This window comes from Plantibacter sp. Leaf314 (genome assembly GCF_001423185.1).
Classification (GTDB): domain Bacteria; phylum Actinomycetota; class Actinomycetes; order Actinomycetales; family Microbacteriaceae; genus Plantibacter.
Window position 1 is genome coordinate 1753362 of sequence record NZ_LMOB01000001.1, and the last position, 22371, is coordinate 1775732.

Consider the following 22371-nt stretch of genomic DNA (forward strand, 5'->3'; position numbering starts at 1 on the left):
ATCGTATATGATTCCATATACCAAACTGAGGACGGACGATGACGAACCACGATGACGACAGCGACCTCCGGGCCGCCGCGGGCGGCAAGATCATCGCCGTACACCTCAACTACCCCTCGCGTGCCGCACAACGTGGACGCACCCCCGAGCACCCCTCGTACTTCCTCAAGCCCTGGTCCTCCGTCGCCCGCAGTGGCGACACCATCGAGCGGCCGGCCGGCGCGGAACTGCTCGCCTTCGAGGGTGAGATCGCGATCATCATCGGCACCGCGGCCCGACGCGTCACGGTCGAGGACGCCTGGCAGCACGTGTCCGGCGTGACGGCCGCGAACGACTTCGGCCTCTACGACCTGCGCACGGCCGACAAGGGCTCGAACCTCCGATCCAAGGGTGGCGACGGCTACACGCCCCTCGGCCCGACCGTCATCCCCGCCGACCGCATCGACCCCGCTGGCCTCCGCGTCCGCACCTGGGTCGACGGCGAGCTCGTCCAGGAGGACACGAGCGACACCCTCCTCTTCCCCTTCGCCCAGCTCATCGCCGACCTCTCGCAGCTGACGACGCTCGAGCCCGGCGACGTGATCCTCACGGGCACGCCGGCCGGTTCCTCCGTCGTCGTCCCGGGCGACGTCGTCGAGGTCGAGGTCGACGCCCCCACCGCCTCCGGCACCCCGTCGAGCGGCCGACTCGTGACCACCGTCGTCGACGGCACCGTGCCCTTCGGCGACGTCGGCTCGAAGCCCGCCGTCGACGACCGGCAACGCGTCGAGGCCTGGGGCGATGCCGAGCTGGCCGGCGTGCCCTACGACAAGCTCAGGGTCCAGAACGCGCTCGGGGACCAGGGAACGCTCACAGACCATGGGGCCACCTCCCGGGTGGTCGAACCGCTCGATCCCGCGGTCGCCGAGCATCTCGCGGCGGTCTCGACCGCGACGCTCAGCGCCAAGCTCCGAGCACGGGGCTACACCGAGGTGTTCGTGGAGGGCGTGCACGCCTCGCGTCCCGGGACGCGCATGGTCGGCGTCGCCCGCACCCTCCGCTTCGTCGCCCACCGGCCCGACCTCTTCGCCGAACGCGGCAACGGCTTCAACGCGCAGAAGCGCCTCTTCGACACGGTCGAGTCGGGCGAGGTCATCGTCATCGAGGCGCGCGGCGAGCGCGGCACCGGCACCGTCGGCGACGTCCTCGCCCTGCGTGCCCAGCAGCGCGGTGCGGCCGGAGTGGTCACCGACGGCGGGATCCGCGACGCCGAACAGGTGGCCGGCTTCGCGCTCCCGACCTTCTCGCAGGGACCGCATCCCTCCGTCCTCGGGCGCCGGCATGTGCCGTGGGAGATCGACGTCGCCGTCACCTGCGGCGGCGCGACCGTCCTGCCCGGCGACGTGATCGTCGGCGACGGCGACGGGGTCATCGCGATCCCCCGCGCGCTCGTCGCCGAGGTCGCCGCCGAGGCCGTGACGCAGGAGGCCGAGGACGCCTGGATCGCCCAGCAGGTGCTCCAGGGTGCCGCGGTCGACGGCCTGTTCCCGCTGAACGCCGAGTGGCGGGCACGATACGAGAGCGAGCAGGGCCGATGACCGCCGAGCGACCCACCCTGAGCAAGTCCGAGCGGGCCTACCGCTTCATCCGCGAGGGCATCGACGAGGGTCGCTTCGTCCCCGGGTACCGCCTGGTGCTCGGGCAGATCGCCGGCGAGCTCGACATCAGCGTCGTCCCCGTGCGCGAGGCGATCCGCCGGCTCGAGGCGGAGGGGCTCGTCACCTTCGAACGGAACGTCGGCGCGCAGGTCGCGCTGCTGCAGGAGACCGAGTACCTCTTCACCATGCAGACACTCGCGCTCGTCGAGGGCGCAGCGACGTCGATGAGCGCCGCGTACCTCACCGAGGACCACCTCGCTCGCGCCCACGAGATCAACGAGCGGATGCGCCGCACCCTCGACGACTTCGACCCGCACGCGTTCACGGCACTCAACCTCGAGTTCCACGCGGTCCTCTTCGAGGAGTGCCCGAACCCGCACGTGCTCGACCTCGTGCACCGCGGCTGGCGACGTCTCAACGCGCTCCGCGATTCGACGTTCAGCTTCGTGCCCGGCCGCGCGCGGGAGTCCGTCGCCGAACACGACGGCATCCTCGAGCTCATCGCCGCGGGAGCACAACCGCTCGAGATCGAGATCGCCGCACGCGACCACCGCACGGCGACCCTCGACGCGATGCTGGCCTACCAGGCCGACCACAAGCCGCCGAGCGCGGCTCCGTTGTCGTCATCCACCACCCACCGGAGGAACCACTCATGACCCAGCACGTTCCGGCAGCGCTGCCCGACCGTATCCGGCACTTCATCGACGGCGAGTTCGTCGACTCGGTCGACGGCGACACCTTCGACGTCCTCGACCCGGTGTCGAACGAGACCTACGTCCAGGCCGCCGCGGGGAAGCAGGCCGACATCGACCTCGCCGTCGCCGCCGCCAAGCGCGCCTTCGACGAGGGGCCGTGGCCGAAGCTCCTCCCCCGCGAGCGCAGCCGGATCCTGCATCGGGTCGCCGACGCCGTCGAAGCCCAGGACGCACGTCTCGCAGAACTCGAGAGCTTCGACACCGGCCTGCCGATCACCCAGGCGCTCGGCCAGGCGAAGCGGGCCGCCGAGAACTTCCGGTTCTTCGCGGACCTGATCGTCGCGCAGCACGACGACACCTACAAGGTGCCCGGTCGCCAAGTGAACTACGTGAACCGCAAGCCGATCGGCGTCGCCGGGCTCATCACCCCGTGGAACACGCCGTTCATGCTCGAGAGCTGGAAGCTCGCCCCCGCGCTCGCGACGGGCAACACGGTCGTGCTGAAGCCCGCCGAGTTCACCCCGCTGTCGGCGAGCCTCTGGGCGGACATCTTCCGCGGTGCAGGGGTGCCGGACGGCGTGTTCAACCTCGTGAACGGCCTCGGCGAGGACGCCGGCGACGCGCTCGTGAAGCACCCGGACGTGCCGCTCATCTCCTTCACGGGCGAGAGCAGTACCGGTCAGCTCATCTTCGCGAACGCCGCGCCCTTCCTGAAGGGGCTGTCGATGGAGCTCGGCGGCAAGTCGCCGGCGGTCGTGTTCGCCGACGCCGACCTCGACGACGCGATCGACGCGACCGTGTTCGGCGTCTTCTCCCTGAACGGCGAGCGCTGCACCGCGGGAAGCCGCATCCTCGTGGAGCGCAGCGTGTACGACGACTTCGTCGAGCGCTACGCGGAGCGGGCCCGCAACATCGTCGTCGGTCACCCGAACGACCCGGCCACCGAGGTCGGTGCCCTGGTGCACCCGGAGCACTACGAGAAGGTCATGGGCTACGTCGAGATCGGCAAGGGCGAGGCCCGCCTCGTCGCCGGTGGCGGGCGGCCGGAGGGCTTCCCGACCGGCAACTACGTAGCACCGACCGTGTTCGCCGACGTCGCCCCCACCGCTCGGATCTTCCAGGAGGAGATCTTCGGTCCGGTCGTCGCGATCACCCCGTTCGACTCCGACGAGGAGGCGCTCGCGCTCGCGAACGACACGAAGTACGGCTTGGCCGCCTACATCTGGACGAACGACCTCAAGCGCGCACATACCTTCTCGCAGAACGTGCAGGCCGGGATGGTGTGGCTGAACTCGAACAACGTCCGCGACCTCCGGACCCCGTTCGGCGGCGTGAAGGCGTCGGGGCTGGGTCACGAGGGCGGCTACCGCTCCATCGACTTCTACACCGACCAGCAGGCTGTCCACATCACGCTCAACCAGGCGCACTCCCCGCGCTTCGGCACGGGCGGGCCGCTGCAGCCCGCCCACTGACGCGCGACCCGCGACACCCCTCTCCCATCAGACATCACGCAAGGACGCATTCATGTCGAACCCCATCACCCCTGCCGGCCCCGAGCCCGTCGTGACCGACACCGACCCGATCCCCACGCCCGGGAACCGGATCCCGACGCCCACCGCCACGCCGCCGGACATCCTGCGGTGCGCGTACATGGAGATCGTGGTGACGGACCTCGCGGCGAGCCGGAAGTTCTACGTCGAGGTCCTCGACCTCGTGGTGACGGAGGAGGACGAGCACACGGTCTACCTGCGGAGCTTCGAGGAGTTCATCCACCACAACCTCGTGCTGCGGCAGGGGCCGGTGGCGGCCGTCGCGGCGTTCAGCTACCGGGTGCGGAGCCCTGAGGACCTCGATCGCGCGGTCGCGTTCTACACGGAGCTCGGCTGCCGGGTGGAGCGTCGTCCGGAGGGGTATGTGAAGGGCATCGGCGACTCGGTGCGGGTCGAGGATCCGCTCGGGTTCCCCATCGAGTTCTTCTACGACGTCGAGCACGTCGAGCGGCTGGCATGGCGGTACGACCTGTACACGCCGGGTGCGCTCGTGCGGCTCGACCACTTCAACCAGGTGACACCGGACGTGCCGCGCGCGGTCGCCCACATGGAGGACCTCGGGTTCCGGGTGACGGAGGACATCCAGGACGAGGCCGGCACCACGTATGCGGCGTGGATGCGGCGGAAGCCGACTGTGCACGACACGGCGATGACGGGTGGCGACGGTCCGCGCATGCACCACGTGGCCTTCGCGACGCATGAGAAGCACAACATCATCGCGATCTGCGACAAGCTCGGTGCGCTGCGGATGTCGGACGTCATCGAGCGCGGGCCGGGCCGACACGGGGTGTCGAACGCGTTCTACCTGTACATCCGCGACCCCGACGGCCACCGCATCGAGATCTACACGCAGGACTACTACACGGGCGACCCGGACAACCCGGTGGTCACGTGGGACGTGCACGACAACCAGCGGCGTGACTGGTGGGGCAACGCCGTCGTGCCGAGCTGGTACACGGACGCCTCGCTCGTGCTCGACCTCGACGGTGAGCCGAAGCCGGTCCTCTCCCGCACCGACGACTCCGAGCTCGAGGTCACGATCGGTGCCGACGGCTTCTCGTACACACGGAAGGGCGACGAGGCGCAGGGCTTCAAGCTCGGCGACACGCTCTAGGGCGCGTTTCGTTCGCCCATCTTTGGGCGAACGAACGCCGCTTCGCCCAAAGATGGGCGAATGAACGGGGACTTCGCCTCCCTATGCTGGCCTGATGACGAACCCGGTCGCCTTGGAGAGTTTCTCCGGATCCGCACCCGATGCCGTGTGGGACGACGTCACCGCGCTGTTCGTGGAGGCGTTCACCGCCGAGCCCTACCTGGAGGACGCACTCGACCTCGGGACCATCCGGCAGTGGGGTCCCGAGCACCTCGGGCACCGGGGTGGGCGGCTCCTCACCGCATCCACCGATGGTCGCCTCGTGGGCTTCGCGCTCGCACACGGGCTCGACGCTGACTCGGCCTGGCTCGGCATCCTCGCCCAGCTCGCCGAGGGAAGCGATGCGGCGAGCGCAGCGCTCGCCCGGCCTGACGACGCGGTCGTCGTCCACGAGCTCGCGGTCACGGCGTCCGAACGCGGACGCGGCATCGGGCGGCAGTGCCTCGCCGCACTGCTGCAGGATCGCACGGAAGCGCAGACGTTCATCGGTGTCTACGAGCGCGCGACCGCGGTCGCCGCGATGTATCGCCACTGGGGACTGGATGAGATCGGTCGGGTACCGATGCCCGGTGATGCGATCGCACTCCGGGTCCTCACCGCGCCCACCGCCGAGCTGGCGGCTCGGCTCAGCGTCCCGGACCCGGAGGTGGGCGGATGACCCGGCGCACCGTCTGGCTCACCCGCTGGGAGTGGGGCTGCTGTGGTGGGCCGCTGGAACCCGGTCAACGAGTGACCCTCTCGGTCTGGCCCGTGGACGACGGGCAGCGGAGCTGGCTGACCGAAGCGGTCGGAGCGGATCTCACGGCACGGATCGACGGCGTCGAGATGCATCACGAGGAGGACCCCGCCCCGGAGCGGCTCACGGGCACTCTGGCGCGGCTGTCGACGGTGTCGATGCCCTCGCGTCTCGTCCACAGCGAACGCCCTCCGCTGCCACTCGGAGCCCTGCCTGCGGCGAGACGCCTCATCGGGCCTCCGGGCAGCGGCGTGTACATCGGCGTCCCGCACTCCCCGTTCGTGACGCACCACGAAAGCGTGCCAGGGCCGCCCGTCGTACAGGAGACGCCGCGGATCCCACCCCGGCGCGAAACCGGAGACGCCGACGCCCGGTCGGCAGCACGAGCAGCGGAACAGGCGGCCGCGGAGGCGGAAGCCGAAGCGCATGCAGCGCGCGGGACCGTCCCACCACCGGGCGAGGTCGAGCCCCGGCTGGTCGGCTACCTCGTCGAGCTCAACGTCGACGGAGCCTGACGCTGACGCGAACCTGACGCGTTCGCCAACCTGGCCCGCGCGGTTCAGCCCGCGAGCCCGAGGCTCCGCAGCGTCGCGTCGATCAGGCGCTCGGCCCGCGCCGGCGTCATCCGGTCGGACTGCTCAGCGGCACGCGCCACCGCGATGCCGTCGAGGACGGCCAGAAGGAGTGCCGCGTCGTCGGCCGTGAAGGCCGCATCGGGGAGGGCCTCGACGAGCAGGCGCAGCAGGACCGCTTCGGTGCGCGCCCAGTCCTCGGCGTGGATCGCCCGGATGTCGGCGTTCGTGCTGGCCCGCGCCGCGAACGAGACCCACACGATCCCGTCGGTGAGGTCCGCGCCCTCGATGCAGGCGATCTCGCGACAGAACACCCGGAGCCGCTCCTCGCCCGAGGTGAGGGCCTCGAGACGCTCGGCGACCCGGGCTCGGAACCGCTCGTTCACCTCGGTCATCGCCGCGACGAGCAGGCGGTCCTTCGTCGCGAAGTGATGCTGGACGGCGCCGACGGAGACGCCCGCCTCGCCCGCGACGGTGCGGATCGTCAGCGCGTCGGCACCCTGCGTCGCCATGATCCTGAGCAGGGCGTCGACGATCCGCACCCGGCTGCCGTTCTCGTCCGCCATCGCCTCCGCTTTCACCTCGCCCTCTCGACAGGGTACGGTCTTCCCATGACCAATACGAGCGTATTGCCCACGGCCGTGCGGCCGTCCCCGCGGATCGCCGCCCTCGACGTCGTCCGCGGACTCGCGATCCTCGGCACGCTCGGCACGAACATCTGGGTCTTCTCGCACCCCTGGGGGCTACTCGGCATGCTCGCCGCCCCGGTCACACCGGAGACCGGCCCCGCTGCCGGGGTGACCCAGCTCGCATTGATGGCGCTCACCCAGGGCAAGTTCCTCGCCCTGCTGACCCTCATGTTCGGCGTCGGCCTCGTCATCCAGCACGACGCCGCCCGACGCCGCGCACGCCCTTGGCCCGGCCGTTACCTCTGGCGTGCCACCCTGCTGCTCATCGACGGCGCGGTGAACTACGTCCTCATCGCGGAGTTCGACGTCCTCATGGGCTACGCGATCACCGGCGCGATCGTCGCCTGGCTCCTGCTCACGAGACCGAGGACGCAGCGGGTGATGATCGTCGTCTTCGGCGCGCTGCACGTCCTCCTCATCACCGCGATCGTCGCGTTCGTCGCCACGACACCGTCGGCGTCAGGCGACCTCGAACTCCCGGCCGGGCCGAGCCCGTACGCCACCGACTCCTTCCTCGGACTGGCGGCCTTCCGCCTCGACAACCTCGCGGTGTTCCGGGCGGAACCGGTCCTCATCGGGTTCCTCACCCTGGCCATGTTCCTCGCCGGCGCGCACCTCTTCCGCGCCGGCGTCTTCGGTGAGACCAGCGGTCCGCTCCGACGCCGACTCATGATCATCGGCGCCTGCGCCCTGCCGGTCGACCTCGTGCTCGGCATCGCCGGAGGCACCGCGGGGCTCCTCGCCGAGCGCTATCTGGCCGCACCACTCGTCGCCCTCGGTGTCCTCGGGGCGACCGTCGAGCTGTGTCTCCGCTTCGGCACGGACGGATGGGCCGCGCGACGCCTCCGGGAACTGGGCAAGGTCGCGCTGAGCGCCTATCTGCTGCAGAACCTCCTCGGTGGTGCGATCTTCTATGGCTGGGGCTTCGGCCTCGCCGAGCTCACGGCCGAATGGCGCGTCCCGGTCACGGTCGTCGCCTTCGTCGTGGTCGCCGCCCTCGTGACCGGCTTCGCCCATCTCTGGCTCCGTCGCTTCACCCTCGGCCCCGTCGAGTGGCTCTGGAAGCGCGGTGCAGAGCTCGGAACGCAGCGCTCCGAGGACCGACCCTCGCTACGGTGAGACCATGACCACCGTGCACCTGACCGGCCAGTTGATCTGCGCGACACCGACCGAGGCGGCGACCGTCGAAGCGCATCTCGCGCAGCACCTCACGCTCACGCGCGCCGAACCGGGGTGTGTGTCGTTCGAGGTCACCCGGTCGGACGACCCGCTCGTCTGGGACGTCGCCGAGTTCTTCGACGGCGACGAGGCGTTCGAAGCCCACCAGGCCCGCGTCGCGTCGAGCGAGTGGGGCCGCGCGACCGCCGGCATCGAGCGCCGCTACCAGGTGACGCGGTCGCCAGCCGGCCAGACCGTCATGGACGTCGACGCCGACGAGCTCGCCGACCTCCGCCGTCGACTCCACGACACCCGCTGGCCCGAACGGTGGCCGACGGACGGTTGGGAGGCCGGCACCGACCAGGACGAGCTGCGACGGCTCGTCACCTACTGGGCGGACGGCTTCGACTGGACAGCGCAGCAGTCGGCGATCAACGCCCTGCCGTGGCACCGGGCCGAGATCGACGGTGCGGACATCGGCTACCTCCGATTCGACGCCGAGACTCCGGGTGGGATCCCCATCGTCCTCACGAACGGGTGGCCGAGCACCGCCCTCGAACTCGTCGAACTCGCCAGGCGCCTCGCGACGCCATCCCGCTTCGGCGGCGACCCGGCGAGCGCCGTCACCGTCATCGTGCCCGCGCTGCCCGGGCTGCCGTTCTCGCCGCAGCGGCCGACCTTCGGCCAGCAGACCCACGAGCTGTGGCACACCCTGATGCACGATCACCTCGGGTTCAGCCGGTACGCCGCGCATGGCGGTGACCTCGGTGCGGGGATCACCTCGCGCCTCGGGCAGGCGCACCCCGAGGCGGTCGCGGGTATCCATCTCCTCGCGGTCGCTGCGCCACGTGACGTCGACGCCGAGACGCTCACCGCGGAGGAGCGGGCGCATGTCACCCGGGTGGAGGTCTGGGACGCCGAGGAGGGTGCGTACGAGCATCAGCACCACACGCGTCCACTCACGCTCGCTCCCGCACTGTCCGACTCCCCCGTCGGCCTGCTCTCCTGGATCCTCGAGAAGCACCGGGCCTGGAGCGACTGTGACGGTGACGTCTCCACGCGGTTCAGCGACGACTACCTCGCGACGCTCGCCTCCGTCTACTGGTTCACGAACGCGATCGGCACCTCGCTCCGCCCGTACTACGAGTCCGCGACCGGGATCACGACGCGCGTCGACCGGGTGGGCGTGCCGACGGCGGTCGCGCTCTTCCCGCACGATCTGGCGAGCCCGCCGCGCAGCTGGGCCGAGCGGAGCTACGACGTGCGCCGGTACACGGTCATGCTCCGCGGCGGCCACTTCGCGCCCCACGAAGAGCCCGAGCTCCTCGCGGACGACATCCGGGCATTCCTGGCGGCGCTGTAGCGGACACACGCGCGACCAGCGCTGTCACCGGTAGGCTGCCCCGATCACCGGCCTCATGGAGCGGTCCTCGCTAGACGCGCCTGAACCGGGCCGGAGCACCCCGATCCGTCACACCGCGGAGGCCGCTCAGTCGTGGTCGATGGAGGAGACCGCGTCGGCCACCTGGGACTTGCCTTCGGCGACGCGGTCGTCGTCGTCCGTGACGATGCCGATGGTCTCCACGATCCGCCCCTGCACGGCCTCGAGGACCGCCTTCGGCTGCGGCGCCTCGGGCTCCCGGTCGTCACTCCGCTCCTCGTCCTCCGGGTAGACCTGGAGCCGGTCGTCGTCGCCGTCCGCCACCGTGCGTCGGGCGTGGTCGACGCAGAGTTTGGCGACCTCCTCGGCGTGCGCGTACATGACGGAGTGCGCCGCGCCCGGGATCTCCCAGAGCCGCGAGGAGGGGAGCAGCTCGCCGACCCGCTCCACCCATTCGCGTGGAGCGACCGCGTCGTACTCGCCGCGGATCACGAGGGTGTGCGCCTCGACCTTCGGCAGCGCCTCCTCGATGGGATAGCTGAGCATCTCCGGGAGGACCCGCGAGAACCACTTGAACCCGCAGAAGACGTAGGCGCTGATGGCGAGCACCTTGACGGTGAGCGGCTCGTGCCAACTCGACTGCAGGAAGCGCACCGCCTGGGTGAGCACGCGACGCTGACCGGGCACGACCACCGGACCGATGAGGATGAGCGTCGACAACTCGGGACGACGCGAGACGAGGTCGCTGACCACCTGGCTGCCCATCGAGTGACCGACGATGATCGGGTCCTTCAGGTCGAGCTCGTCGATGACCCGGCCGACGAGGTCGGCGTACTCGCGGATCGTGAGCGTCGACGTCGGGTGCGGGACGCCGCCGAACCCGGGCAGGTCGAGGGCGTGCACGGGGCCGAACTCGTTGAGGTGCGGAGCGAGCCGCTCGAAGTAGGTCGAGGAGACGCCGATACCGGGGATGAGGATGAAGGAGCGGTCGCCGCTGGAGCCCACGGAGTTGACGCGGACGTAGACGTCGCCGTCGTACACGCGATCGACCCGCACACTCCGCTTGCGACGCTTGCGCTCGATCCTCGACATGCCCCAAGCGTACAAGTGGCGGGCACCCGGATGACGAGAGCTGTCAACCGTGCGGGATCCGGCCAGGCGGGCGCGAAGATGGAGAGACCGGAGCGGCCATCCCTCGCTCCTCGAGAGGTGCACCATCATGACCGTCCCCCGCGTCCTCATCTCCGGAGCCAGCATCGCCGGCCCCTCCCTCGCCTTCTGGCTGAACCGCTACGGCTGGCACACCACCGTCGTCGAGCGGGCTCCGGCCTTCCGCGACGGCGGCCAGAACATCGACGTGCGCGGGGCGGCCCGCGAGGTCCTGCGACGTGCCGGCCTCGAGGACGCCGCGAAGGAGGCGACGACCGGCGAACGCGGCACCCGGTTCGTGGGCGACGCCGGCGAGACGATCGCCGAGTTCCCGGTGTCCGAGTCCTCGGAGACCGACGGCGCGACCGCCGAGGTCGAGATCCTCCGCGGCGACCTGGCGCGCATCTTCGTCGACGCGACCGAGGGCGCGACCACCTACCGGTACGGAGACCACATCACCGGGCTCGACGACGACGGCGAGCGCGTGCGCGTGTCGTTCGCGCACGGTGACGACGAGGAGTTCGACCTCGTCGTCGCGGCGGACGGCATCCGCTCCTCGACCCGCGAGCTGGCGTTCCCGGGCGAAGCGGTCATCAGGTCCCTGGGGCTCGAGATGACGTACCTCACCATCCCCCGCGACGCCGCGGACGTCCCCTGGTGGCAGTGGTACTCGGGGGTCGGCGGCCGCAGTGTCACCCTGCGGCCGGACCGCCACGGCACCACCCGGGCCGTCCTCACGGAGGTCACGTCCGACCGCGGCGACGGCGTCGTACCGGCACGCCGCGACCTCGAGGCGCAGCGACGGCACCTGCGGAACCGGTTCGCCGGGCTCCCGTGGCAGGCGAACCGGGTCCTCGACGCCCTGGACCACGCCGACGACGTTTATTACGAGTCCATCGGCCAGGTCCGGACGCCGCGCTGGGCGTCCGGCCGGGTCGCGCTGCTCGGTGACGCCGCCTGGTGCGCGTCACCGGTGAGCGGCATGGGGACGAGCCTGTCGATCGTGGGCGCCTACGTCCTCGCGGGCGAGCTGGCCGCGCACGTGCACCACCGGGACGCGTTCCGCGGGTACGAGCGGATCATGCGCCCGTACGTCGAGCAGGCGCAGACACTCCCCCCGGGCACGCCGCAGCTCGCCAACCCGACCTCAAAGGCCGGTGTCGCCGCCTTCCGCACGGCACTGCGGGTGGCCGGGTCGAAACCGGCGAAGTTCGTCGGCGCACAGCTCTTCTCGCCGCCGGCCGACACGATCGACCTGCCGGAGTACGAGCACCTCGAACCCCTCCGGGACCGCGCGTGACCGACGTACCGGAAACCCGTCTCGCCGCCATCTCCCCCACGGCGACGGCGCTCGCAGGTCCCGTCGTGGCTGCCCAGGAGTGGCGACACCTCGCCTTCGTGCACTGGCGGGTCCCGGCGAGCGCCGTCGCGCCGCTCCTGCCGCCGGGCGTCGTCCCCGACGTCTTCGACGGCTCCACCTGGGTCGGGCTGATCGCGTTCGAACTGGGTGACGCCCGCATCGGACCCCTGCCGCCGTCGCCGATCGGCGGGTCGTTCACCGAGGTGAACGTGCGGCTCTACGGGGTCGACGCCGAGGGGCGCCGCGGCGTCGTGTTCCGTTCGCTCGAGGCGTCGAGCCTGCCCGCGGTCCTCGCGGCCCGGGCGATGTTCGGCCTGCCCTACGAGTGGGCGCGGACCGCGCAGCGCCCGACGACGGACGGCTGGGAGTACGCGTCCCGCCGGATCACCGCGTCACCGACGAAGCGCGGTCCCGGGTTCCGGCTCGGCGTCGACGTGGACGGCACCACGACCGTCGACGACGAGCTGTCGCGGTTCCTCACGGCGCGCTGGGGTCTGTTCCAGAGCCGCTTCGGGCGGACGCAGTGGTTGCCGAACGAGCACGAGCCGTGGGTGCTCCACCCGGCGCGGGTGACCACGCTGCGCGACGAGCTGACGGCGGCGGCGGGTCTCCCCGGCGTCGTAGAGCGGGAGCCCGACTCCGTCCTGTTCAGTCCGGGCGTGAACGCCCGCTTCGGGATCGGGTCGTTCCTGCGCCCCTGAGCCCGGTCAGTCGGTGGCGGTGACCGCGGCGACGACCACCGGGTCCTCGCACCCGCGCGCGAACCCGCGGATCCGGCGGTCGATGTCGCGTTGGAGGACGAACGCGCCGATGCGTTCAGCGATGGGTGCCAACCACCGCGGCTGGCAGGTGAAGTTGTACCGCCACACGGCGAGCGTGCTCCCCTCATCGCCCTCGACCGCGCTGAAGCGCCACCCGCCGGCGAGCCGCTCGAAGAACCACGAGCCCTTCGTCATCTTCATGCCGACGTTGGTGGGCGGGTGGTAGGACACGTATTCACTGACCATGCGGAACCCGAAGCGCTGCACGGTGAAGGTGCGCACACCCTTCGCCGCGGCCGTCGCGCCGTCGAGGAAGTGCTGGCGCCGGATGAACGGGTCCCAGCGCATCCGGATCGCGCCGGTGGTCTGGGAGATCGCGAAGGCGACGTCGGGGGTGACGGGCACGGTGCAGCGGGATTCGACGACGGGCATGCCCCATCCTGACACGGGTGCTTGACATCCATCGCTTGTTTGTGTTCAATCAGTCACATGAGCCGATCGACCGCAGAGGACCAGCGCGTGCGCACCATCGCGAGCGCCGTCGAGGTCTTCGCGATCGCCGGCTACCGGGCCACCCCCGTCACGGACGTGGCCAAGGCCGCCAAGATCTCGCCCGCCTACGTCTTCCGCCTCTTCGACGGCAAGCTCGGACTCTTCGTGGCCGCCGTGGAGCACTGCTACGAGCAGGTGGCGGCCGCCATGTCCGGCGCCGTCGCCGAGCACCCCGAGTGGAGTCCGGCGGACAAGCTCGACGCGATGACCCAGGCCTACATCGAACTCATCCGCGACCGCAGCCTCATCGCCCTTCAGGTGCACGCCCAGAGCGCGTGCGACGTCCCGGAGATCCAGGAGGCCGTCCGCGCCGGCCTCGCACTCGTCGTCCGCGTGATGTCCCGCGACTCGGGGGCGGACGCGGTCTCCGTGCAGCGCAGCCTCGCCTACGGCCAGCTCTGTCACCTCGTGGTCCAGGCGGGGCTCGGCGACGTCGACGCCGACTGGGCGCGCGTCGTGGACCACGGCATCCGACACGACTGACCCGTGACGACCGCCGGTCGTCATCGTTCCGCACCCATCGAAGTGACTGTCCAGTCACACACAACAGGAAAGCAGCCCATCATGAACACGACACCGACCCCCGCCGCCGAGCTCGTCACCACCCAGGTCGTCCTCCCCGGCCTCGTCGAACCGTCCGGACTCGTCGTCACGACGGGCACCGTCCCGTCGCCCGGCCCCGGACAGCTCCTCGTCGAGATGGAGGCGACCGGCATCTCCTTCGCCGAACAGTCCATGCGGAAGGGCCGCTACCTCGGCCAGCCCGCCTTCCCCTTCGTCCCCGGATACGACCTCGTGGGACGTGTGCTGGCCGTCGGCGACGATGGCGACCGGAGCCTGCTCGGCAAGCGCGTCGCCACCCTGACGAAGACGGGCGCCTGGGCGAGCCACTCGCTCGTCGCCGCCCGCGACAGCATCCTCGTCCCCGAGGGCGTCAGCTCGGAGGACGCCGAGACCGTCGTCGTGAACGGTGTCACCGCCTGGCAGATGCTGCACCGCACGGCGCGGGTGCAGCCGGGCCAGACGATCCTCCTCTTCGGCGCGAACGGCGGTGTCGGCGGCATCCTCATCCAACTGGCGCGACTGCACGGCGTCCGGGTCATCGGCGCCGCCTCACCACGACACCATGAGGCCCTGCGTGCTGCGGGGGTCATCCCCGTCGACTACGCGGATCCGGCACTCGCCGAGCGCGTGCGCGAGCTGGCTCCCGACGGGGTCGACGCGGTGTTCGACAACGTCGGCGGGAAGACCACCCGCACGGCGTTCAGGCTCCTCGCGCGGGGCGGCTCGCTCGTGACCTACTCGATCATCTCGGTGGTGGGCGGTTCCGGCGCCCTCATGACCCCGTTCCTCAAGGCCATCGGGCAGGCCGTGCTGTGGTCCGCCCTCCCGAACGGACGCAGTGCGACGTTCTACGACCTGTGGGCGGGCCACCGGCTCCGTCCGGCCCGCTTCCGCCGCCACCTCGAGGCGGACCTCGGCGAGGTCTTCCGACTCCTCGAGCACGGCGAGCTCACGGCCAACATCGCAGCCCGGTTCCCGCTCGCCGACATCGTCCCCGCGATGGAACTCGCCGAGTCCCGGACGCTCAACGGGAAGGTCGTGCTGCACCCCTGAGCGTCGCCGGCAGCACGCGGTCGACGAGCTTGAGGAGCACGGCGAACACGATCGCGACGACGAGCACCAGCAGGGCGTTCCGCACGGCCCCCGGCAGACCGAGCTGGGTCACGTCGAGGAAGGGGTACGGGTACCACCCGGTGATCCCACCGCGGACGAAGGTGAACACCACCCAGGTGAGCGGCCAGATGAACGCCCAGGCGACCGTGCCCCAGGTGAACCGCGGGCGTGGGCCGAACACGAGCCACGCACCGAGCGTCAGCCACGGCGAGAGGTAGTGGAATCCGATCGTGATGACGAGCGCCCACCCGGTGAGGTTCACCTGCGGCGCGAGCACCACGGCGTAGACGATGCCGGTGATGACGATGCTGAGCAGGGCGTCGAGTCGCGCGACCCGCCAGAGCCGTCCGTCGCGGAGCGGATCGATGGCGAGGAGGACGGAGACCGTGAGCACGATGAGGTTGCTGAGGATCGTGAAGGCGCTGAAGATCCTGGCGAAGCGGGTCGCCAAGCCGACGGACATGTCCACCCCGCCCGAGCGGGCGTCGGCTCCGCCGGTGATGACGAGGACGATCTGGATGACGAGCGAGATCGCGATGATGACGGCGATCAGCAGGTACACCACACGACTCGTGGCGAGGGCCGCGGCGGACGGCGCGCGCTCGGCGGGCTGGACAGGGGAACGCACCCGACAACCCTAACCAGCGCCTGGCACCCGTTCCTCCGTAGCGACCGGGCTTGCGCTCAGGCGAGCAACGGCAGCCTGCCGACGATGCGGTCCACCCGGTTGCGGGGGCCGACGAGTGCGACCGCCAGCGGGGCGAGGGCCGCGGACGGCGTCTCGGCGACCGTCTCCCGGTACTCGTCGTACACCCGCGTGAGCTGTGCGGCCTCCGGTATGTCGACGACGAGCACCCCCTCAGAGCCCGCCGCCTTGCTCCGGATCGCCGTCAGCTGCTCGACCGCCGCGGCGAGCACACTGCATCCCGCCCAGGGCAGGCCGACATGGGTCGAGCCGTCGGCGTCCACGGCGTCGGGACCGAGCAGGCCACTCACCCCGGCACCGACGGCTGCGGCGACGCAGGCGACGGCGTTCACGGCACGGCCCGCGGGAACGCCCTCCCGGACGACGACGACCCATTTCAGGCGCGCGGACCGCGTGGGTGCGGCCGTGTCGATCTCCTCCGGCGTGAAGCCGACGCGTTGCTCTTCCGTCATGTCTCTCCCTGATGTCGTGCGTGGAACGGGCAACAGGCTATGACGATCGACGCAGGCCTGGGTTCCAGGCCGTACGTCGTACGGTGATGCTGCGAGAATCGACCACATGGACGAACTTGATACGGCGATCCTGCGCGAACTGCAACGCGATGCACGACGCACCAACCGCGACATCGCGGCGGCGGTCGGCGTCTCCCCCACCACGGCACTGGACCGGACGCGCGGGCTCTTCCGCCGAGGCGTCATCCGCGGTGCGCGATTGGACGTCGATCTGCCGTCCATCGGTCGCTCGGTCCAAGCGCTCATCGCGATCCGCATCCGACCGCCGTCGCGGGTCAACATCGACGCGTTCCGCAGCTGGGCGATCACCCTGCCGGAGACCATCGCCGTCTTCGTCGTGTCCGGCAACGAGGACTTCCTGCTCCAGGTCGCCGTGGCCGACAACGACGCACTCTACGCGTTCGTGATCGACAAGCTCACAGAGCGTGAGGAGGTGGCCGACGTCCGCACGAGCGTCGTGTACGAACACGTCCGGCCCCAGGTGGTGTCGCCGGCCCAGCCGTCCGACTGAGGAAGCGCTCCGCGGAACGCTAGCGCGCGTGCTCCTCGATGAAGGCCCGCACGTCGGTGATCTCGGCCTGGTCGATACCGTGCGCGAGACCGGGATAGGTCCGTTCGGTGAGCGTGGTGTGCAGCGGCAGCCAGGCCGCGGCGCGCGCGACGGCCGGCTCGGCGATGACCCGGTCCTCGAGACCACGTCCCCAGAACACCGCGGGCTTCGTGGCGGCGAGCACCTCGTCGCCTGGCTGCGGGGCGCTCAGCACGAACCCGGCGAGGATCACCGGAGCCACGACCCGCTCAGGCCGCGTGCGGAGCAGCTGCGAGGCCATGAAGCCGCCCTGCGAGAAGCCGATCGGCACGACGCGCGCCTCGGCCGGCACGTGCTCGTCGATCCAGCCCCAGACCTCGTCCGTCGCGCGGGCGATCGGCTCCGGGTCCGGGTTGCCGGGCGTCGTGATCTCGAACCACGCGGCACCGCCGTGGCCCATGTCGAGCGGCGCGCGCAGCGACGCCCACGGCATCCCGAGCGCGAGCGGCTCGACGAGCCCCGTCAGATCGTGTTCATGGGAGCCGTAGCCGTGGAGGAGCACGGCGACGGTCGGCGCGGATGCGGCGGTGCCCACCCAATCGGCGGATCGGACGTCGCGCAGGGTGGTGGTCATCGGGACAGCAGCTCCTCGGTCGAGAGGTCGGGCAGGGCGACGGTGACGCGCGTGCCCCACGGGTCGGACACGCTCACGGACCGGCCGTCCGCGTCGAACGGGATGGCGTGCGAACGCAGTCGTGCGGTCAGCGTATCGAGGTTCGCGAGGTCGGGGACGGTGATGGCGACATCCCCGAGGCCGAGCGCGGCCGCCCGCGGACCGGCACCCTGGCTGTTCCACACGTTCATCGCGATGTGGTGGTGGTATCCGCCGGCGGAGGCGAAGACCGCACCGGGGTACTCCGTCTGCGTCGTCTCGAAGCCGAGGGCGTCGACGTAGAACGCCCGGGCCGTCGCGAGGTCGCCGACCTGCAGGTGCACGTGGCCGACGGCGCCGGCGCGGGAGGGGCCGGCATCGAGGGCGTCCTCGGTGAGGTGCCGCTGCAGGTAGGCGTTGGGATCGAGGTACGTCGTGGTCATGGCGATCTGGTCACCGGACCGCACCCAGGTGCTGCGCGGGCGGTCCGTGTACAGCTCGACGCCGTTACCCTCGGGGTCGGTGAAGTAGAACGCCTCGCTCACGAAGTGGTCGCTGGATCCGACGAACTGGCCACGAGGGTCCTGCGCGGCGCGGTACACCGTCGCCGAGAGGCTCGCCTCGTCCTCGAAGAGGAACGCGGTGTGGAAGAGACCGGCCTGACGGCGGTCCACGGCAGGGAGGTCCGGTGTGTGCACGAGACGCACGAGCGGGGTGTCGCCGCGCCCGAGGGCCCGGTGCACCTCACGAGCCCGACTCCGCTCCTCCAGCGGCTCCATCGCGAACGCGTTGGCGTAGTACCCGGACATGAGGTCCAGATCACCGACGCGCAGCGTGACCGCACCCATCGTCGTCTCCGGGGCGAGCAGTCGCTCGTCGAGCACAGTGGACATGCGATCTCCGTTCGGTGGTGCGGCGATGCGCACGGGTCGATATTACTTGTAGGTATAACCATTTGGAGGCGGCGATATTCCGAATCGCCGGACACGCCTGTCAAGCCCTTGCCTCGCGCGCGCGAGGGGTGTGGGCTGGAGGACCACAACGAGAAGAGTGCTGACATGACCGATGCCAGAAGCGCGGCGGACCGCAGACGGAGTCGCCGCGGACTTCCCCCGATGAAGACCCTCCTCACCGATCTCCGCGAGGACGTCGTCCGCCTCGTCACCGGCGAGATCGCCCTCTTCAAGGCCGAGATGACGAAGAAGGCGAAGGACCTCGGGATCGGGGCCGGCCTGCTCGTCGCAGCACTCGTGCTCGTCCTCTTCGGATTCGGGACCCTGATCGCTGCGGCCGTCCTCGGCCTCGCGACCGTCCTCCCGGCGTGGTTGGCCGCGCTGATCGTCGGCGTCGTCCTGATCCTCGTCGCCGTCATCCTCGCCCTCGTGGGCGTCAAGAAGCTCAAGGCCGGCGCCAAGCCCGTCCCGGAGCGCAGCGTCGAAGCCCTCACCGGCGACCACGTCGCCGACCAGCCGCACCACGACTCGAAGCACGACCGCAAGGAGGCCGCAGCATGAGCGACCAGGACCTCACCCGCCCCACCCCGCCCGAGGGCGCCGGCCTGAACAGCCTCCAGCTCGAGGTCGAGGAGACGCGGGAGCACCTCGCGCAGACGCTCGACCTCCTGTTCCGCAAGTTCGACGTCCGGACCGCGGTCGCCTACCACCTCCGGACCACGGCGATCGTCGTCGCCTCGGTGGCCGTCGTCGGCGCCGGTGTGCTGCTGTGGCGCGCGAACCGGGGGCACCGTGTCTGAGAGCACCAAGCAGGGCCGTGAGCGCAGCGACGCGAGCCAGCCGGACGACCCGGAGAACCGGAACGCGGACGACGGCGAGGAGACGATGCTGCCGCAGCGCGTCCCGGTCCCGAAGGGCTACGTGCTGAAGCGCACGCTGCACTCCTTCCTCTCCAACCAGTGCACCGACCTGGCCGCAGGACTCACCTACTTCGCGATCCTGTCGCTCTTCCCGGCGGTCCTCGCGCTCGTCTCGATCCTCGGCTTGTTCGGGCAGAGCCGCAGCGGCACCGACGCCCTCCTCGAGATCGTCGGCAACCTCGCGCCGGGCGACAGCCTCGGCTTCCTCACGGACGCGGTGAACCAGTTCGTCGAGTCGCCCGCCATCGGCTTCGCCCTGATCGCCGGTATCGCCGGTGCCATCTGGTCGGCCTCCGGCTACGTCGGCGGGTTCGGGCGCGCGCTCAACCGCATGTACGGCGTGGAGGAGGGCCGCACCATCTGGACCCTGCGGCCCACGCAGCTCATCGTGACCCTCGTGGTCCTGCTCGTCGTCTCGGTGATCGCGATCGCGCTCATCGTCTCCGGCCCGGTCGCCCAGGCCATCGGGCAGGCGGTCGGCCTCGGCGAGACGGGCCTCACCGTCTGGTCGATCGCGAAGTGGCCCGTCATGGCCGCGGCGCTCGTCTTCGTCCTCGCGGTGCTGTACTCGGCCACGCCGAACGTGAAGCCGGCCAAGTTCCGCTGGATCAGCATCGGGGCGCTCGTCGCCCTCCTGATCCTGCTCGTCGCCTCGCTCGGCTTCGGGTTCTACATCGCGAACTTCAGCAACTACGACGCCACCTACGGTTCGCTCGCCGGCATCGTGATCTTCCTGTTGTGGATCTGGATCGCGAACCTGGCGCTGCTGTTCGGCGCCCAGCTGGACATCGAGATCCAGCGCGGCCGTCAGCTCGCGGCGGGGGTCGCGGCGGAGACCGAGCTGCAGCTCCCCCTGCGGTCGGACGCCGCCATCAAGGCCGTGGCCGAGCGTGACGCCAAGGACGTCCTCGAGGGCCGCCGGGTCCGCCGAGCGGCAGACCGCGCGGACTGAGCAGGACCTCCACGAGCAGCGCGCCCCACACGACGAAGCGCACGGCCCCGAGGGACCGTGCGCTTCGTCGTGTCGCCGACGCTTACGGCGTGGGCATGCCGCCGTTGACGTTGAGCGTCTCACCGAGCACGTAGCTCGACTCCGCCGACGCCAGGAACACGTACGCGGGGGCGAGCTCGGCCGGCTGGCCCATGCGGCCGAGCGGGGTGTCCTCGCCGAACTCGGCGATCTTGTCCTGCGGCTGACCGTCGGACACCTGGAGCGGCGTCCAGATCGGCCCCGGTGCGACCGCGTTGACGCGGATGCCCTTCGGCGCGAGCTGCTGGGCGAGCGCCTTCGTGAAGGCGTTGATGGTCGCCTTCGTCGACGCGTAGTCCACGAGGATGTCCGACGGCGAGTACGCCTGGATCGACGTGGTGTTGATGATCGACGAACCGGCCGGCAGGTGCGGCAGGGCGGCCTTCGTGATCCAGAACATCGCGTAGACGTTGGTCTTGAAGGTGTCGTCGAACTGCTCGTCCGTGAGGGTGGTGAGGTCCTCGTTGAACTTCTGCTTGCCGCCGTTGTTCACGACGATGTCGAGGCCGCCGAGGCCTTCGACGGTCTTGGCGACGAGGTCGCGGCAGTAGGCGGGGTCGCGCAGGTCGCCCGGGAGGGTGAGCACGGTGGCGCCGGCCTCGCGGACGATGCCCGCGATGCGCTGCGCGTCCTCCTCCTCCTCGGGGAGGTAGGAGAGCGCCACGGAGGCGCCCTCGCGGGCGTAGGCGATCGCGGTGGCGGCACCGATGCCGGAGTCGCCGCCGGTGATGAGCGCCTTGCGGCCGGTGAGCCGCCCGGTGCCCCGGTAGCTCTCCTCGCCGAGGTCGGCCTTGGGGTCGAGCTCCGCGTCGAGCCCCGGCTCGGGCTGGTGCTGCTTCTCGGCGGAGATGTGGGCGTAGAGCTTCGCCGGGTCGGTGAAGGTGTACTGGTCGTCGGCCATGGTGATGGTCCTCTCGTTCAGTGTTCGGTCGGTGGGTGGTCTAGGTGGGTCAGGTCGGTGTGCCGGCGGGGGCGGCTGCCGAGCTTGATCGACGTCCGTAGGTGTTGACGGGTCGGCCGGTCGCCAGACCGTCGAACCGGAAGATGGCGCCGCTCAGCGGGGCGCGCTCGAGCTCGTCCTCGGAGAGGCCGTCGCGCGACGTGCCGACGAAGAGCGTCGAGAGCTCCGGCCCGCCGAAGGCGACGGAGGTGACGCCGGGCACCGGGACCGTGAGGCGGTCCTCGACGGCGCCGTCCGGTCCCCATCGGAGGACGGTTCCGGCTCCGGAGACGCCGTTCCAGAAGCGGCCCTCGGTGTCCAGGGCGAGCCCGTCGGAGTCGTAGTCGACGAGGAAGGCTTCGAGCGGTCCGAGACGTCCGTCCTCGCCGTAGGCGGCGCGGTAGACCGTCTTGACGGCGGTGTCGGTGAGGTAGAAGGTCCGCCCGTCGTCGGACCATTCGAAGCCGTTGGCGACCCCGAAACCGCCGAGGAGCGTGCGGAGCCCGGTGTCGTCGAGGAGGTACAGCGCCGCGTCAGGATCGCCGGTGGTGGTGTTCATCGATCCGACCAGGAAGCGTCCGAACGGGTCGACCTTCGCCTCGTTGCTCCGCATGCCGGCGTGCGCGTGGTCGATCCGTGCGACGGTCTCGGCGATGAGCCCGTCCTCGTCGAGGGTGACGATGCGATCACCGAGTGCGGCGATGTACCCGCTGCCGACGCGCGGCTGCACCGCGCTGAGGGGCGGAGGCAGCTCGGTGACGCGGTCGTCACTGCCGTCGACGGCTCCGTCGAGCGGGCCACGGTGGAGTGTTCCGGCAGCGATGTCGACCCACACGAGTTCGTCCGTGCGGGCGTCCCACCAGATGCTCTCGACGAGGATGGCGGGGGTGCCTCGGAAGACCTGCGGTTGAACATCCATCGCTGCAACGGTACGGATTCCGCGGGCTCCGACCCCGGGGCTTGCAATCCTGGAGCCGAGGGGTTACTCCCGTGCGCGACCGCGCGGGGCGAGGCTGATCGATGACCTCGCCGACCGTCAGCAGGGTTACTCCCGTGCGC

Annotated in this window: 25 protein-coding genes; 16 read left to right on the forward strand and 9 right to left on the reverse strand. The window is 70.6% G+C overall.

Translation table 11 applies throughout. The features are described 5' to 3' along the window. Positions 1 to 38: 38 nt before the first annotated feature. The 6 genes from ASF68_RS08220 (at position 39) to ASF68_RS08245 (ending at position 6286) form a co-directional block, all read left to right on the forward strand. Complete coding sequence (locus ASF68_RS08220; RefSeq protein ID WP_056009184.1) at positions 39 to 1577, forward strand: fumarylacetoacetate hydrolase family protein; 1539 nt, start codon at positions 39 to 41, stop codon at positions 1575 to 1577. Further along, positions 1574 to 2293: a GntR family transcriptional regulator gene (locus ASF68_RS08225; RefSeq protein ID WP_056009185.1), complete on the forward strand. Its 720-nt coding sequence runs from the start codon at positions 1574 to 1576 to the stop codon at positions 2291 to 2293. Before ASF68_RS08220 ends, ASF68_RS08225 begins: the two co-directional genes overlap by 4 nt. Beyond that, entirely contained in the window at positions 2290 to 3804 is a 1515-nt protein-coding gene (hpaE, locus tag ASF68_RS08230; RefSeq protein WP_056009187.1) for a 5-carboxymethyl-2-hydroxymuconate semialdehyde dehydrogenase, read from the forward strand. The genes ASF68_RS08225 and hpaE overlap by 4 nt, the downstream gene beginning before the upstream one ends. 52 nt (positions 3805 to 3856) lie before the next feature. Beyond that, the gene (gene hpaD, locus ASF68_RS08235; RefSeq protein ID WP_056009189.1) at positions 3857 to 4996 is read left to right on the forward strand and encodes a 3,4-dihydroxyphenylacetate 2,3-dioxygenase; all 1140 of its coding nucleotides are present in this window, start codon (positions 3857 to 3859) and stop codon (positions 4994 to 4996) included. Positions 4997 to 5090: 94 nt separating this feature from the next. After that, positions 5091 to 5693, forward strand: a complete 603-nt coding sequence (locus ASF68_RS08240; protein WP_056009192.1) for a GNAT family N-acetyltransferase — start codon at positions 5091 to 5093, stop codon at positions 5691 to 5693. Continuing rightward, on the forward strand, positions 5690 to 6286 hold the full coding sequence (locus tag ASF68_RS08245) for a DUF6578 domain-containing protein (RefSeq protein ID WP_157580259.1): 597 nt from the start codon (positions 5690 to 5692) through the stop codon (positions 6284 to 6286). The genes ASF68_RS08240 and ASF68_RS08245 overlap by 4 nt, the downstream gene beginning before the upstream one ends. 44 nt (positions 6287 to 6330) lie before the next feature. On the opposite strand, the gene ASF68_RS08250 is transcribed toward ASF68_RS08245, so the two are convergent. Next, on the reverse strand, positions 6331 to 6909 hold the full coding sequence (locus ASF68_RS08250; protein ID WP_056009195.1) for a TetR/AcrR family transcriptional regulator: 579 nt from the start codon (positions 6907 to 6909) through the stop codon (positions 6331 to 6333). Positions 6910 to 6954: 45 nt separating this feature from the next. Here ASF68_RS08250 and ASF68_RS08255 point away from each other — a divergent pair, with 45 nt between their 5' ends. Continuing rightward, complete coding sequence (locus ASF68_RS08255) at positions 6955 to 8151, forward strand: DUF418 domain-containing protein (protein ID WP_056009197.1); 1197 nt, start codon at positions 6955 to 6957, stop codon at positions 8149 to 8151. A 4-nt stretch (positions 8152 to 8155) separates the two neighbouring features. Then, positions 8156 to 9553, forward strand: coding sequence for an epoxide hydrolase N-terminal domain-containing protein (locus ASF68_RS08260; protein WP_157580261.1), 1398 nt, complete (start codon positions 8156 to 8158; stop codon positions 9551 to 9553). A 126-nt stretch (positions 9554 to 9679) separates the two neighbouring features. On the opposite strand, the gene ASF68_RS08265 is transcribed toward ASF68_RS08260, so the two are convergent. Next, positions 9680 to 10663, reverse strand: coding sequence for an alpha/beta fold hydrolase (locus ASF68_RS08265; RefSeq protein WP_056009199.1), 984 nt, complete (start codon positions 10661 to 10663; stop codon positions 9680 to 9682). 127 nt (positions 10664 to 10790) lie between these two features. On the opposite strand from ASF68_RS08265, the gene ASF68_RS08270 reads away from it, so the two are divergent. Together ASF68_RS08270 and ASF68_RS08275 are read left to right on the forward strand one after the other, a co-directional pair. Next, positions 10791 to 12020, forward strand: coding sequence for an FAD-dependent monooxygenase (locus ASF68_RS08270; RefSeq protein WP_056009201.1), 1230 nt, complete (start codon positions 10791 to 10793; stop codon positions 12018 to 12020). Beyond that, entirely contained in the window at positions 12017 to 12781 is a 765-nt protein-coding gene (locus ASF68_RS08275) for a YqjF family protein (RefSeq protein ID WP_082498539.1), read from the forward strand. The genes ASF68_RS08270 and ASF68_RS08275 overlap by 4 nt, the downstream gene beginning before the upstream one ends. A gap of 6 nt (positions 12782 to 12787) precedes the next feature. On the opposite strand, the gene ASF68_RS08280 is transcribed toward ASF68_RS08275, so the two are convergent. Then, on the reverse strand, positions 12788 to 13273 hold the full coding sequence (locus ASF68_RS08280) for an SRPBCC family protein (RefSeq protein ID WP_056009203.1): 486 nt from the start codon (positions 13271 to 13273) through the stop codon (positions 12788 to 12790). Between the two features lie 57 nt (positions 13274 to 13330). Between ASF68_RS08280 and ASF68_RS08285 the strand changes: the two genes are divergently transcribed. Together ASF68_RS08285 and ASF68_RS08290 are read left to right on the forward strand one after the other, a co-directional pair. Continuing rightward, on the forward strand, positions 13331 to 13876 hold the full coding sequence (locus ASF68_RS08285) for a TetR/AcrR family transcriptional regulator (RefSeq protein ID WP_056009205.1): 546 nt from the start codon (positions 13331 to 13333) through the stop codon (positions 13874 to 13876). Between the two features lie 81 nt (positions 13877 to 13957). Beyond that, positions 13958 to 15010, forward strand: coding sequence for a medium chain dehydrogenase/reductase family protein (locus tag ASF68_RS08290; protein ID WP_056009207.1), 1053 nt, complete (start codon positions 13958 to 13960; stop codon positions 15008 to 15010). On the opposite strand, the gene ASF68_RS08295 is transcribed toward ASF68_RS08290, so the two are convergent. Beyond that, positions 14982 to 15698, reverse strand: coding sequence for a Pr6Pr family membrane protein (locus tag ASF68_RS08295; RefSeq protein ID WP_056009209.1), 717 nt, complete (start codon positions 15696 to 15698; stop codon positions 14982 to 14984). The two genes, ASF68_RS08290 and ASF68_RS08295, sit on opposite strands and share 29 nt — an antisense overlap. A 56-nt stretch (positions 15699 to 15754) precedes the next feature. After that, entirely contained in the window at positions 15755 to 16228 is a 474-nt protein-coding gene (locus ASF68_RS08300; RefSeq protein ID WP_056009212.1) for a DUF2000 domain-containing protein, read from the reverse strand. A gap of 106 nt (positions 16229 to 16334) precedes the next feature. Between ASF68_RS08300 and ASF68_RS08305 the strand changes: the two genes are divergently transcribed. Further along, positions 16335 to 16799, forward strand: coding sequence for an Lrp/AsnC family transcriptional regulator (locus ASF68_RS08305; RefSeq protein ID WP_056009213.1), 465 nt, complete (start codon positions 16335 to 16337; stop codon positions 16797 to 16799). Positions 16800 to 16818: 19 nt separating this feature from the next. Here the strand turns inward: ASF68_RS08305 and ASF68_RS08310 are convergent, their stop codons facing one another. Both ASF68_RS08310 and ASF68_RS08315 read right to left on the reverse strand, forming a co-directional pair. Continuing rightward, positions 16819 to 17451 (reverse strand): alpha/beta hydrolase, encoded by a 633-nt coding sequence (locus ASF68_RS08310; RefSeq protein WP_056009214.1) that lies wholly within the window; start codon positions 17449 to 17451, stop codon positions 16819 to 16821. Next, positions 17448 to 18362 carry a VOC family protein gene (locus ASF68_RS08315; RefSeq protein ID WP_056011619.1) on the reverse strand — a complete coding sequence of 305 codons (915 nt, stop codon included), beginning with the start codon at positions 18360 to 18362 and terminating at the stop codon, positions 17448 to 17450. The genes ASF68_RS08310 and ASF68_RS08315 overlap by 4 nt, the downstream gene beginning before the upstream one ends. Positions 18363 to 18527: 165 nt before the next feature. On the opposite strand from ASF68_RS08315, the gene ASF68_RS08320 reads away from it, so the two are divergent. From ASF68_RS08320 to ASF68_RS08330, 3 genes are read left to right on the forward strand one after another with little or no spacing between them, the layout of a single operon-like run. Next, entirely contained in the window at positions 18528 to 18983 is a 456-nt protein-coding gene (locus ASF68_RS08320) for a phage holin family protein (protein WP_082455948.1), read from the forward strand. Then, complete coding sequence (locus tag ASF68_RS08325; protein ID WP_056009218.1) at positions 18980 to 19222, forward strand: DUF3618 domain-containing protein; 243 nt, start codon at positions 18980 to 18982, stop codon at positions 19220 to 19222. Before ASF68_RS08320 ends, ASF68_RS08325 begins: the two co-directional genes overlap by 4 nt. After that, complete coding sequence (locus ASF68_RS08330; protein WP_056009220.1) at positions 19215 to 20294, forward strand: YihY/virulence factor BrkB family protein; 1080 nt, start codon at positions 19215 to 19217, stop codon at positions 20292 to 20294. The genes ASF68_RS08325 and ASF68_RS08330 overlap by 8 nt, the downstream gene beginning before the upstream one ends. An 82-nt stretch (positions 20295 to 20376) precedes the next feature. Here ASF68_RS08330 and ASF68_RS08335 read toward each other — a convergent pair whose 3' ends face one another. Both ASF68_RS08335 and ASF68_RS08340 read right to left on the reverse strand, forming a co-directional pair. Beyond that, the gene (locus ASF68_RS08335; RefSeq protein WP_056009222.1) at positions 20377 to 21273 is read right to left on the reverse strand and encodes an SDR family oxidoreductase; all 897 of its coding nucleotides are present in this window, start codon (positions 21271 to 21273) and stop codon (positions 20377 to 20379) included. A 49-nt stretch (positions 21274 to 21322) separates the two neighbouring features. Continuing rightward, positions 21323 to 22231: an SMP-30/gluconolactonase/LRE family protein gene (locus ASF68_RS08340; protein WP_056009224.1), complete on the reverse strand. Its 909-nt coding sequence runs from the start codon at positions 22229 to 22231 to the stop codon at positions 21323 to 21325. Positions 22232 to 22371 lie beyond the last annotated feature (140 nt).